The following is a 12,006-nucleotide window of genomic DNA, read 5'->3' as shown; positions in this document are numbered from 1 at the left end:
TTATCACTGCTTATAGCAGTCGCTCTTTAACAATGTATATCATGCTGACAAGAACACTTCGCAAGAAGTGCTTCTTAAATTGTGATACGTCTCAAGCGTATCCGGCAAAATGAAACGTTATCATTGCGAAAATCCAGACTCCTTCGGGTTATAGGGTCAAGCAATGAAGCGCACACGGTGGATGCCTAGGCAGCCAGAGGCGATGAAAGACGTGGTAGCCTGCGATAAGGTTCGGTGAGGTGGCAACAACCTGTGACCCGGACATCTCTGAATGGGGAAACCCACTCATCATAAGATGAGTATCGTGCCCTGAATACATAGGGGTACGAGGCGAACCAGGGGAACTGAAACATCTAAGTACCCTGAGGAAAAGAAATCAACCGAGATTCCCCTAGTAGCGGCGAGCGAACGGGGACCAGCCCTTAAGCATGAGACTGATTAGGCGAACAGATTGGGAAGTCTGGCCGTAGCGGGTGATAGCCCCGTAGTCGAAAATCTGATCATGTGAAATCGAGTAGGTCGGGGCACGAGAAACCTTGACTGAAGACGGGGGGACCATCCTCCAAGGCTAAATACTCCTGGCTGACCGATAGTGAACCAGTACCGTGAGGGAAAGGCGAAAAGAACCCCGGAGAGGGGAGTGAAATAGATCCTGAAACCGTGTGCGTACAAGCAGTAGGAGCCCACTAGTTGGGTGACTGCGTACCTTTTGTATAATGGGTCAGCGACTTATATTCAGTGGCGAGGTTAACCGTATAGGGGAGCCGTAGGGAAACCGAGTCTTAACTGGGCGACACAGTCGCTGGATATAGACCCGAAACCGAGCGATCTATCCATGAGCAGGGTGAAGGTTGAGTAACATCAACTGGAGGCCCGAACCAGGATCTGTTGAAAAAGATTTGGATGACTTGTGGATCGGAGTGAAAGGCTAATCAAGCTCGGAGATAGCTGGTTCTCCTCGAAAGCTATTTAGGTAGCGCCTCACGTAGTACCGCCGGGGGTAGAGCACTGTTTCGGCTAGGGGGTCATCCCGACTTACCAACCCGAGGCAAACTCCGAATACCGGTGAGTAACGCGTGGGAGACACACGGCGGGTGCTAACGTCCGTCGTGAAAAGGGAAACAACCCAGACCGTCAGCTAAGGTCCCGAAATCCTGGTTAAGTGGGAAACGATGTGGGAAGGCTCAGACAGCTAGGAGGTTGGCTTAGAAGCAGCCATCCTTTAAAGAAAGCGTAATAGCTCACTAGTCGAGTCGGCCTGCGCGGAAGATGTAACGGGGCTAAACCAGGTACCGAAGCTACGGGTTCACGCTTAGGTGTGAGCGGTAGAGGAGCGTCGTGTAAGCCGATGAAGGTGGATTGAGAAGTCTGCTGGAGGTATCACGAGTGCGAATGCTGACATGAGTAACGATAAAGGGAGTGAAAAACTCCCTCGCCGGAAGACCAAGGGTTTCTGTTCGACGCTAATCGGAGCAGAGTGAGTCGGCCCCTAAGGCGAGGCCGAAAGGCGTAGTCGATGGGAAACGGGTCAATATTCCCGTACCGGACATGGTTGCGATGGGGGGACGAAGAAGGCTAGGTGAGCCAGGCGTTGGTAGTCCTGGTGAAAGTGAGTAGGCTGGGATCTTAGGTAAATCCGGGATCCTTTCAGGCCGAGACACGAGATGAACTGACCACGGTCAGGAAGTCACTGATGCCACGCTTCCAGGAAAAGCCTCTAAGCTTCAGATCATGTGCGACCGTACCCCAAACCGACACAGGTGGTCAGGGTGAGAATCCCAAGGCGCTTGAGAGAACTCGGGTGAAGGAACTAGGCAAAATGGTGCCGTAACTTCGGGAGAAGGCACGCCGGCGTAGGGTGAAGAGACTTGCTCTCCTAGCCCGAACCGGTCGAAGATACCAGGTGGCTGCAACTGTTTATTAAAAACACAGCACTCTGCTAACGCGCAAGCGGACGTATAGGGTGTGACGCCTGCCCGGTGCCGGAAGGTTAAATGATGGTGTTAGCCGTAAGGCGAAGCTCTTGATTGAAGCCCCGGTAAACGGCGGCCGTAACTATAACGGTCCTAAGGTAGCGAAATTCCTTGTCGGGTAAGTTCCGACCTGCACGAATGGCGTAATGATGGCCACGCTGTCTCCACCCGAGACTCAGTGAAATTGAAATCGCCGTGAAGATGCGGTGTACCCGCGGCTAGACGGAAAGACCCCGTGAACCTTTACTATAGCTTCACACTGGACGCTGATGTTGCCTGTGTAGGATAGCTGGGAGGCTTTGAAACTCGGACGCCAGTTCGGGCGGAGCCAACCTTGAAATACCAGCCTGGCATCATTGGCGTTCTCACTCAGGTCCGTTATCCGGATCGAGGACAGTGTGTGGTGGGTAGTTTGACTGGGGCGGTCTCCTCCTAAAGAGTAACGGAGGAGCACGAAGGTACCCTCAGCACGGTCGGACATCGTGCATTGAGTGCAAGAGCATAAGGGTGCTTGACTGCGAGACAGACACGTCGAGCAGGTGCGAAAGCAGGTTCTAGTGATCCGGTGGTTCTGTATGGAAGGGCCATCGCTCAACGGATAAAAGGTACTCCGGGGATAACAGGCTGATACCGCCCAAGAGTTCACATCGACGGCGGTGTTTGGCACCTCGATGTCGGCTCATCACATCCTGGGGCTGAAGTCGGTCCCAAGGGTATGGCTGTTCGCCATTTAAAGTGGTACGCGAGCTGGGTTTAGAACGTCGTGAGACAGTTCGGTCCCTATCTGCCGTGGGCGTTGGATGTTTGAGAAGGGCTGCTCCTAGTACGAGAGGACCGGAGTGGACGACCCTCTGGTGTTCCGGTTGTCACGCCAGTGGCATTGCCGGGTAGCTATGGTCGGACGGGATAACCGCTGAAAGCATCTAAGCGGGAAGCCCCCTTCAAGATGAGACATCCCTGAGGCCTAGAGCCTCCTGAAGGGCCCAGCGAGACCAGCTGGTTGATAGGCACGGTGTGGAAGCGCTGCAAGGCGTTGAGCTAACGTGTACTAATGGCCCGTGAGGCTTGACCCTATAACACCCAAGGGGTCTGGTCGTGATGATAACGTAGAGGTTGAGAGATCAACAGAACGCCGGATACGCAGCGTGTGGCCTGACTCACATGAGCAGGCGGCAGGCAATGAGACGATCACAAACAGCATGATGTACATTAACAGTTACGCCTGACGACCATAGCACGCGTGAACCACCTGATCCCTTGCCGAACTCAGAAGTGAAACCGCTTAGCGCCGATGGTAGTGTGGGGTCTCCCCATGCGAGAGTAGGTCATCGTCAGGCACTTATTAAACGAAGAACCCAGCCATCAGGCTGGGTTTTTTGTTTGCGTGGAAGAAAATAAATAGTGGTTAATAAATGCTATGATGCGACCCAATTAATTAGCTAGCCGTCACCGTTTGTGATGGTCGGAATAGAGGTAAAAAGGGTGAGTGAAATAGTACCTACGTCGTGGCTCGTCTACTGCCGTCCTGGGTTTGAAAGTGATGCCTTAGCAGAAATGCAGCATCACGCAGCATTAAACGACGTAGCCTGTGAAGCTTCCTACGGCGAGGGGTGGGTAAGCTTGACGCGTGTTGATGGTGAGGCAGTGAATGCTTTACACCGCCAGGCAGCATTTAAAAAGCTAATATTTGCGCGTCAAAGCCTGGCTGCTCTGCCTGCGCTTACTCTGTCACGTGACGACCGTCTGACCGCTATCCTGGAGCAGATCAAAGCCAGCCGTTGGAGCTTTGAAGAGATTTGGCATGAAACGCCGGACACCAACGATGGCAAAGCACTGGCCGGTTTGATTAAGGCGCTTACCAAGCCGCTGGAAAGCATGTTAAAAAAACGCGGTGCGTTAAGGCGCAGTGCGGGCGCAAGACGTTTACATATTTTCTGGACTGACGGTGATCAGGTGCAGCTGGCGATGAGCTTTCCAGGCAATCGTAGCGATCTAATAAATGGTATTCGTCGATTACGCTTCCCCTCCCGTGCCCCCAGCCGCTCAACGCTGAAGCTGGAAGAGGCGTGGCACGAGTTTATCCCTAGGGAAGAGTGGGAGACGCGCCTTGCACCGCATATGCAGGCGGCTGACTTGGGGGCTGCTCCTGGCGGCTGGACTTGGCAGTTGGTTCAGCGGGGCATGTATGTGTACGCCATCGACAATGGCCCCATGGAATCACAGTTGATGAAGACCGGGCAGATTGATCATCTTAAAGAGGATGGCTTTACCTGGGAGCCGCCGCAGCGTCTGGACTGGCTGGTGTGCGATATTGTTGATAAACCGGTACGGGTATTGGCCATGGTGGAGCGCTGGCTGATTCGCAAATGGTGTAAAGAAGCGATCTTTAACCTCAAATTGCCCATGAAAAAGCGCTGGGATGAGGTAGCACGCTGTCTAACGTCGCTGAAAGAGTCGCTGGAAAAAGCAGGCGTGCATGCCGACATATCATGCCGTCACCTCTACCATGATCGTGAAGAGGTGACGGTGCATGTGAGGCTTAGGGATTAACGTTGTTGAAACTTTTGGTTTAATAGCCAGCTTCGTAAATTCGGATAGTTTCATCTTCGGTTAACAGCGGTAAAATACGCTGCATGGCCATCGTCCGCGCTTCGCTTGAGTGCCACTCTTTCCAGGCGCGGATATCACGCCATTTGGTAATCATCAGTCGGCGATCGGTGTGGCCCAGTTCTACCAGTGTTTCACCGCCGATGAAGCCCCTTACTCCAAGGGAAACGCGCATCGCCTCCCGCGCTGCTTGCTCAAACTCTTCTTCAAGACCGGGCATAATTCGCCGTTCGATGATAACTTTAATCATACTTACTGTTTCCTACATCGAGGATATTAATGGCTGATAATACGGGTACGTTACCCAGCTTTGACGCGGTACTGGACACCACCGGACTCTACTGCCCAGAGCCTATTATGCTGATGCATAACAAAGTGCGCGACATGGCCTCAGGCCAAGTGCTCAAAGTGATCGCCACTGACCCAGCCACCACGCGAGACGTCCCCAAGTTTTGTCAATTTTTAGGGCACGAACTGCTTGAGCAGGACACCTCCTCTGAGAGTAACTACCTCTACTTTATACGTTTAGCGTAGCCCTTTGTAATAGCCGACCCGCCCATGCGAGGCTCGCATCATCCCATTGATGTTGGCCTCGCTCAAAAAGCGGCATTAAGGCGCTCGGTTAATCACTTGCCACAACCATCATGGCTAGCGCATCAAGCGTTGCTGGATCTTCTTCCAGTATACGGTTGGCTATATGGCGCTGGAAAAAGTAAACGGTTTGATGGCGGGCGTGGGCGCTGTACAAACACGTATCCCCTAACAAAATCGGCGTCATTGCGGCTTTGTTCTCGTCGGCAAGCAATGCGTCCAGACTGCCGTCGCTGTAAAGGCGCCAGCCGTAAACGGGTTTCATATGCCAGGGCGAGTTGGGGTGATTCATGCACAGTGCATGGGTGCCCAAAGTGTCGGGGATTTGCTGAATGAGGGTGACTTCGCCAGAAGCCTCATAATCAAAGTATTCAGCCGCCGCGACGAGCTCGTGGTATTTGTGATCCGGCGGTGTGTCAAAAATTTCTTCCGTTTCAGGATCACGATAACCTATGAAGTAGCCATTCTCTTGGCTATTCAGCTCTTGACAGGCTGCCAGGGTTTCCATCCACGGGACCAAGCCGATGACGCTACCGTCCTCTTTTAATCCCCAGGCCAAAATAGGCAAGCCATAGTAGGCATCTGGACTCGCAGCGAGTTGGTACACCATCTCTAAACCATCTAGCTCAGGGGCTAAACGGACTAGGCACTTTTGCGCCTGCTGACGCTGGCGCACAGTTTCCAGGTCGATGACCTGGGCAGAGCGGGGTGACAGGGATGCGCCCATTGTGTCCCTCCTTGTGCTGCGTGGTCATCACGTTGGTGAAGCAGATGTTGGGTGTGCGTCGTTATTCATCTTGCTTCATTACTCACCAATAGCACAAGTTGCTCATAAGGTTAAGGGTTCTACGCTTTTTAATTGTTTGAACAAGGTGAAAACTGTGCTCGTAGCGCTTGGTGCTCCAGAAGTGCTTGCTGGAACTGGCGCCAGGGCGCTTGGCTATTTGTTAGCGAAAGCCAACGTGCTTGATAGCGTTGAACCGCCTTTGGCTTGTCTACCTGCTGCGCATCGATTAAGCGATTGATCGCTGTAAGCCACTGCCTGGCTGAGTTTGCTAAACGCTCAAGCGGCTGTGACTCCCAATGAGTCAAGCAGCGAGTGGTATCGCTGTGCCGAGCTAACAACGCGCTTGCTTCTGTTAATCGTTGAGTGGCGAGTAGCAGGGCGCGCAACACTTCGGCGGTTAGGGGGCGCTCTTGCAGGGTTTTTAAATGGTTTTCAAGGGTTGAAGAGTCCTGCGTCCAGTTGCGGTCAAACTGGTGGTCGGTCATTCGCTGTAAATAATCGATGGCGTCAAGCTGCTGCTTAATAGCGGTCTCATCGACGTTAGATAAAGGTTGGCTTGCCCGTGAGAAGCTCTTCACCCACTCGCTAGAATCAAAAATAGCGTTCCAGCTTACCGCCGGCAGTTGGCCTGTTTTAGTCGCTGTTAATTGCTCTAGGCGGGTACGATCTTCATCGTTTAATTGATCGGGAACCTCACTATTTAAACAGTTACTCAGCCGTTGCCAGAGGGTGCGCTCATATAACCACTGTTGGCTGGGCGGCGCTACGCGGCCTAGCTGGTTGTTGCGTGCAGCAACCAGGGAGGTTATTTGGCATTCACGCAAAGCATATACATTCAGTAGGCTATCCCGAGTCTCAGGGATCGCTATAATCCGTTCAGGGCGCTCGGGGAAGTCACCAATATTACCGGGGTCAGTTCGATTGATGTCCGTCACGGCAAGATCACTGGCAAGCTGTTGATGATAGCTTTGCCAGCGCTGCTCAGTGGGATTGTCGCCACAGCCAGTAAGGAGTGCACTTAAGATGATTGCTAGAGAGTGGTTACTCCACCGACCCATTTTCACCCCCGAGTGCTAATACGCTGTAGACGCCAGCCAAGTAGTAGGGCCGCAGTGCTTAGGCCCGCAATCAAGCCAATCCAGTAGCCATGCACCCCGAGTGGAGAAACTATATCACCCACCCCACGGGAGCCCAGCCAGTGGCCGCCGCCGAGCCCTACGATCCAGTACGAGAGCACCGTGATCACCATCACAATGCGAGTATCTTTATAGCCACGCAAGGCGCCTGCTAAATTGACCTGTAACGAGTCGGAGAGTTGAAAAATAACGGCCAAGGCAATGATCGAGAGCGCTAGCGCCTGTATTTCACTGTTGGAAGTGTAGAGTGCGATCACCGATTCGGCGCTTACCCACAGCAGGATACTGTTAATAGCTGCAACGATGACACTAATAACAATACCATTCCAGGCGACTTGTCGGGCTAACGTAAAACGCCGCTGTCCCAGCGTATTACCCACTCGCACGGTCAACGCCATACTCAGCGACATTGGCAGCATAAACAGAATGGAGGTGAAGCTGAGCGCTATTTGGTGCGCCCCAACGGTAACTTCGCCAAAACTGGCGATAAACAGAGCAATAAAGGTGAACAGGGTGACTTCGACAAAAATGGCCACGCCGATCGGAACGCCTACCACTACGAGTTCACGAATACCAAGCCATTGGGGTGGGGTTAGCTGTTGCCAGATGGCCACACTTTTGTAAGTACGACCTCGGCGCGTGTAATAGGCCATCGCGAGTGCCATCGTCCACATAGAGAGGGCTGTCGCAACGCCACACCCAAAGGCACCTAAGGCGGGCAGTTGTTGCAAGCCAGCGGGAACCGAGGGGCCTAATAGATGGCTTAAACCATCGCCACCGTAGATCAAAATGTAGTTGGCAGGAATATTCACGCTTAAACCAACCAGGCTGATCCATAGGGCAGGGCGGGTATGATTCATGCCATCGGAAAACGCTCTAAGCGCCTGGAAGAGGGCGATCCCCGGCATGCCAAAAGCGACCGCTGAAAGGTAAGCGGCAGACTCCGTGGCCACCTCCGCGGGTACCTGCATTAATTCAAATATCGGCATGACGGCCGACCAGAGCAGCACTGCAGCCACGACCCCTAGTAGTAGCGCGACCCAAAGCGCTTGGTGAACGGCCGGACGAATAGCCGTATTACGTTGCCCTCCTAGCAAATGAGCCACTATGGGGGTCAGCCCCATTAAGGTGCCGGTCATAAAGAGCATGAGCGGCATCCATAGACTTGAACCCACCGATACGGCGGCAAGTGACGTGGCGTTATGTCGGCCGGTCATCATCACATCGACAACGCTCATCCCTGCCTGAGCCAGTTGAGCACCACAAATAGGCAGTGCCAAAAAGAGTAAGGCTCGGGTTTCTGGCCAGTACACTGATCTAACGTTTTGAGTAAAGCCGCCCACTTGTTGGCTCCTAAAAGGGTAAAGTTACTGTGAAAGGCCGCTATATTAGCAGGAGCGACTGCTTTTGGGGGCTAGACGTTAGCTTGCACTAATCACGTGGGTATAATGTCCCCAAACCAGTAACAAACGAGGTCAATGTGAGTAACACGCAGGATCGATGGACGCTCGAAGATATTACCGCGCTTTTTGACGGGGTTTTTGCTGAGCGGTATCAAACCCGATTGATCCGGGGCGGGGATGAGCCCCTCTATCGGCCCGCTAACAGCGAAACTCCTTATCATCAGGTTATTTTTGCGCGAGGTTATTATGCCAGTGCGCTGCACGAAATCAGCCATTGGTGTATTGCTGGTGAAAAACGCCGTCAGTTGGAAGATTACGGCTACTGGTACTGCCCCGATGGTCGTAATGCCGAACAGCAGAGGGCATTCGAGCAGGCAGAGGTAGCCCCACAGGCGTTGGAGTCTATCTTCACCCGTGCCTGTGGACGCGTGTTCCACGTTAGCGTGGATAATTTAGGTGGCGATATCGAGGTGGATATAGAGGCTTTTGCGGCGCAAGTAGAGGCACGCGCCCAGCGCTATTTGGAAGAGGGCTTGATGGCCCGCGCTAAGGCTTTCCAGGTAGCGCTTAAAAGTTTCTATTCTAACCAACTGACACTAACAGAGGCCGTGGCCCAGGCGCATGCCACCTTGGAGTCGATGGATGAAGCGTTGTCGGCTTAATCCTCTTCGGTGAGGCGCTGATGCATCGATAGCATCACTTCCAGCTCATGCTCTGGGCGCATTGGCTCTAAGCCCAGCTCGCTGAAGGTTTCGCGCCGCTGGCGGTGCCATTCGCCTGGGGTGAGGGAAGGGTAGAGCACCGACGCCGGAGCTAGCTCAACAAAAGGATCTAGGCCGTAGGTGTCAAACAGCCGAGCCAGCGCTGCTTCGTCGTCGCCGTTGTCGCTGGTATAAAGGGTAGCGGAGAAGTGATCGTTCTCCAGCTCGCGGATTACCTCTAGCGGGCTAACCCCCAAGCTCTCCAGCTCTTCCATACTGTAGGCGCCCATGGCATTGGTATCTTCTTTGATCCAGCTATCGTCTGGCTGAATCAATGTTTGCTTTACTCGGCCATCGGGCAGCGACCAGGCAATGGCGAGCGGGAGGCCATCGTCTTCGCCCGTTTCAATGGCTATAAATCCTGGATAATCGACCACGCTAATACTCCTGTTAAGATTCCGTGGGTAGACGGAAAAAACGCTGGGCGGTCTGTGTGGTTGCCGCCCCTAGCTCAACTTCGCTGATACCGTGCCACTGGGCAATTTCGCGGACAATCCACGGCAGTAACGCCGGTTCGTGTCGACGACCCTTTAGCTTCGCCGGTAAGTTGCGAGGCAGCAAGTACGGGCAGTCGGTTTCTACCATCAAACGCGTCAATGGAATATCACCTACTAATGAGCGTAGATGATGTCCGCGTCGCTCATCGCAAATCCACCCGGTTAGGCCTATATGCAAGTCTAGGTCGAGATAGCCAAACAGCGTATCGCGATCAGCGGTAAAACAGTGCACCACTGCGTGACTGATATCGTCTCGCCAGGCATGCACTATTTCACGCATCCGCTGGCCCGCATCTCGCTCGTGTAAAAACAGCGGCAAACCGCTTTCCGCTGCAAGCGCCAGCTGCGCTTCAAAGGCCTGCTCCTGTTCCTGGGGCGTCGAGAAGTTGCGGTTAAAATCCAGCCCGCACTCGCCTACAGCAACGACTTCCGGCATGGCATGCAGCGCCGCCATGGCGCGCTCAAGGGTTTGGTCCCATTGGCTAGCGTCATGGGGGTGAACGCCTGCCGTGGCGTACAGGCCAGGGTACTGCTTAGCTAGTGCAACCGCTTGTTCAGCGTGGGCAAGGTCGGTGCCGGTAACGATCATGGTCGTTACCTGCGCCGCCTGGGCACGCTGGATCACCGCCTCAAGATCGCGACCAAAGCTTTCATGGGTCAGGTTTGCGCCAATATCCACCAAGGGTGTGTTAGGGCGAAACTGTAGGGCTTCGGGTAAAAAGTCATCGGCATAAGCGGTGGCCAAAGGTGTCTCCCGTGCAATCTGCAAAAGCACCATTGTAACGGTATGCGCAAGCATCGACTAATGGTGTGTTAAAACGGACAAGAGTGTAGATATGGCACGAATTGCAAAAAATCTGGCTTGATAGGTAAACAGCCATGGCTTATTACCGCCTAAGATGAACTCAAGCTATTGCGTGCTACGTCACGGCGATTGATTAAATGACAACCCTTAATAACAACAAAAGAGAGCCACATAACAATGCAACTATCTTATCGTTCATCTCATCGCTCATCTCACCGCTTTGCTACTTCAACTCTCGCTGCTGCCGTTCTGATGGCCAGCTATGTACCTATTGCCATTGCCGCTGAGGGTATCTCTGATAACGAAATCCGCATTGGCTATTTAGCCGATATGTCCGGCGTTTATCGCGACCCCATTGGTCCATTGGGTGAAGACGCTATCAATATGGCGATTGAAGATATGGGCGGCAGCGTCAATGGGGCCAATATTGTGGTGTTTAGCGCCGATGACCGTAATAGCCCCGATGTAGGCTCAAGCGTCGTGCGTGAGTGGATCGATGAGCGCAACGTCGATATGGTCACCGGGCTGGTGGCATCTTCTGTCACTCTGGCGGCGGTGAGCCTGCTGGAAGAGGCGGATAAACTTGGACTGGTCAATGGCGCTGTCTCTTCAAGCATTACCAATGAGCACTGTTCGCCCAATCATATTCACTGGGTTTATGACACCTGGGCGATGTCCAACGGAACGGCAAAGGCAATTACCGATGAGGGCCACAAAAATTGGTATTTGTTAAGCGCTGACTACTCCTTTGGCCATGCATTGGAGGCCGACGTCACACGCGTAGTGACTGAAAATGGCGGCACCATCGTGGGTAGTGCCCGCCACCCTTTCCCCAGCAGTGACTTCTCTTCGTTTATGCTTCAGGCCCAGGCGTCCGGTGCTGATGTTATTGCGCTGAATAACGCTGGCGGCGATACGATTAACGCGGTGCAGACAGCAGGCGAATTTGGTATCACCCAAGCGGGGCAGATTCTGGCGGGAATGGTGCTGTTTAGCACTGATATACGCAGTATCGGGCTGGAAAACGCCCAAGGCCTGCAGTTCACCAAAGCGTGGTACTACGACTTGAACGACGAAACCCGCGCTTGGGCGGAGCGCTTCCGTGAGCGTACCGGCAGCATGCCCACCATGGTTCATGCGGGTCTTTACTCCAGCACGCGCCACTACCTTGAGGCGGTTGAAGCCACTGGAACTGATGATACGCAAACCGTTCGTCAGCAAATGGTCGATACCCCCATTAACGATATCTTCGCTACCGGTGGCTACATTCGTGAGGATGGTCGAATGGTTCACGATATGTATTTAGTGGAAGTTAAAACCCCCGAAGAGTCCCAAGACGAAGATGACCTCTTTCACATCATCCGTACCATTCCCGCAGAAGAGGCCTTCCGCCCGTTATCAGAAAGTGATTGTCCGTTGGTCAACAGTTAGGTTGCTGCCAATTCA

10 protein-coding genes and 2 rRNA genes are annotated in these 12,006 nt (G+C 53.4%); 6 read left to right on the top strand and 6 right to left on the bottom strand.

Annotation, left to right across the window (positions count from 1 at the left end):
• Positions 1-154: 154 nt before the first annotated feature.
• The 3 genes from ACFIOZ_RS13540 to rlmM all read left to right on the top strand — a co-directional run bounded on the left by ACFIOZ_RS13540 (position 155) and on the right by rlmM (position 4,523).
• Positions 155-3,046: ribosomal RNA gene (locus tag ACFIOZ_RS13540) — 23S ribosomal RNA — on the top strand.
• 148 nt (positions 3,047-3,194) lie between these two features.
• Positions 3,195-3,310: ribosomal RNA gene (gene rrf, locus ACFIOZ_RS13535) — 5S ribosomal RNA — on the top strand.
• A gap of 145 nt (positions 3,311-3,455) precedes the next feature.
• A complete protein-coding gene (gene rlmM / locus ACFIOZ_RS13530) occupies positions 3,456-4,523 on the top strand; it encodes a 23S rRNA (cytidine(2498)-2'-O)-methyltransferase RlmM (RefSeq protein ID WP_386078595.1) in 1,068 nt (355 codons plus the stop codon).
• Between the two features lie 19 nt (positions 4,524-4,542).
• Here rlmM and ACFIOZ_RS13525 read toward each other — a convergent pair whose 3' ends face one another.
• Entirely contained in the window at positions 4,543-4,830 is a 288-nt protein-coding gene (locus tag ACFIOZ_RS13525) for an antibiotic biosynthesis monooxygenase family protein (protein ID WP_226250935.1), read from the bottom strand.
• A gap of 29 nt (positions 4,831-4,859) precedes the next feature.
• Between ACFIOZ_RS13525 and tusA the strand changes: the two genes are divergently transcribed.
• Positions 4,860-5,114 (top strand): sulfurtransferase TusA, encoded by a 255-nt coding sequence (tusA, locus tag ACFIOZ_RS13520; RefSeq protein WP_386078590.1) that lies wholly within the window; start codon positions 4,860-4,862, stop codon positions 5,112-5,114.
• A gap of 88 nt (positions 5,115-5,202) precedes the next feature.
• On the opposite strand, the gene ACFIOZ_RS13515 is transcribed toward tusA, so the two are convergent.
• From ACFIOZ_RS13515 to ACFIOZ_RS13505, 3 genes are all read right to left on the bottom strand, one after another.
• Positions 5,203-5,898 (bottom strand): hypothetical protein, encoded by a 696-nt coding sequence (locus tag ACFIOZ_RS13515; protein WP_386078588.1) that lies wholly within the window; start codon positions 5,896-5,898, stop codon positions 5,203-5,205.
• 128 nt (positions 5,899-6,026) lie between these two features.
• Entirely contained in the window at positions 6,027-7,016 is a 990-nt protein-coding gene (locus ACFIOZ_RS13510) for a DUF3080 family protein (protein WP_386078585.1), read from the bottom strand.
• A 2-nt stretch (positions 7,017-7,018) separates the two neighbouring features.
• Positions 7,019-8,437, bottom strand: a complete 1,419-nt coding sequence (locus ACFIOZ_RS13505; RefSeq protein ID WP_386078582.1) for an MATE family efflux transporter — start codon at positions 8,435-8,437, stop codon at positions 7,019-7,021.
• Positions 8,438-8,574: 137 nt separating this feature from the next.
• Here ACFIOZ_RS13505 and ACFIOZ_RS13500 point away from each other — a divergent pair, with 137 nt between their 5' ends.
• Positions 8,575-9,159: an elongation factor P hydroxylase gene (locus ACFIOZ_RS13500; RefSeq protein WP_386078579.1), complete on the top strand. Its 585-nt coding sequence runs from the start codon at positions 8,575-8,577 to the stop codon at positions 9,157-9,159.
• On the opposite strand, the gene ACFIOZ_RS13495 is transcribed toward ACFIOZ_RS13500, so the two are convergent.
• Positions 9,156-9,635, bottom strand: coding sequence for a hypothetical protein (locus ACFIOZ_RS13495; RefSeq protein WP_308323675.1), 480 nt, complete (start codon positions 9,633-9,635; stop codon positions 9,156-9,158). The genes ACFIOZ_RS13500 and ACFIOZ_RS13495 overlap by 4 nt on opposite strands.
• 13 nt (positions 9,636-9,648) lie before the next feature.
• Entirely contained in the window at positions 9,649-10,500 is an 852-nt protein-coding gene (locus ACFIOZ_RS13490; RefSeq protein WP_386078577.1) for a TatD family hydrolase, read from the bottom strand.
• A 237-nt stretch (positions 10,501-10,737) separates the two neighbouring features.
• Between ACFIOZ_RS13490 and ACFIOZ_RS13485 the strand changes: the two genes are divergently transcribed.
• Positions 10,738-11,991 (top strand): ABC transporter substrate-binding protein, encoded by a 1,254-nt coding sequence (locus tag ACFIOZ_RS13485; protein ID WP_386078574.1) that lies wholly within the window; start codon positions 10,738-10,740, stop codon positions 11,989-11,991.
• The last annotated feature ends 15 nt before the right edge of the window (positions 11,992-12,006 follow it).

It is taken from the genome of Vreelandella sp. F11 (assembly GCF_042466685.1).
Taxonomy (GTDB): domain Bacteria; phylum Pseudomonadota; class Gammaproteobacteria; order Pseudomonadales; family Halomonadaceae; genus Vreelandella.
Note: the sequence above shows the minus strand (reverse complement) of the source record. Positions and strands in the feature narration are given on the sequence as shown.

Excerpts from the sequence above, each read along its gene's own strand:
- ACFIOZ_RS13485 (WP_386078574.1), top strand. The coding sequence starts at position 10,738 with ATGCAACTATCTTATCGTTCATCTCATCGCTCATCTCACCGCTTTGCT.
- ACFIOZ_RS13525 (WP_226250935.1), bottom strand. The coding sequence starts at position 4,830 with ATGATTAAAGTTATCATCGAACGGCGAATTATGCCCGGTCTTGAAGAA.
- ACFIOZ_RS13510 (WP_386078585.1), bottom strand. The coding sequence starts at position 7,016 with ATGGGTCGGTGGAGTAACCACTCTCTAGCAATCATCTTAAGTGCACTC.
- ACFIOZ_RS13515 (WP_386078588.1), bottom strand. The coding sequence starts at position 5,898 with ATGGGCGCATCCCTGTCACCCCGCTCTGCCCAGGTCATCGACCTGGAA.
- tusA (WP_386078590.1), top strand. The coding sequence starts at position 4,860 with ATGGCTGATAATACGGGTACGTTACCCAGCTTTGACGCGGTACTGGAC.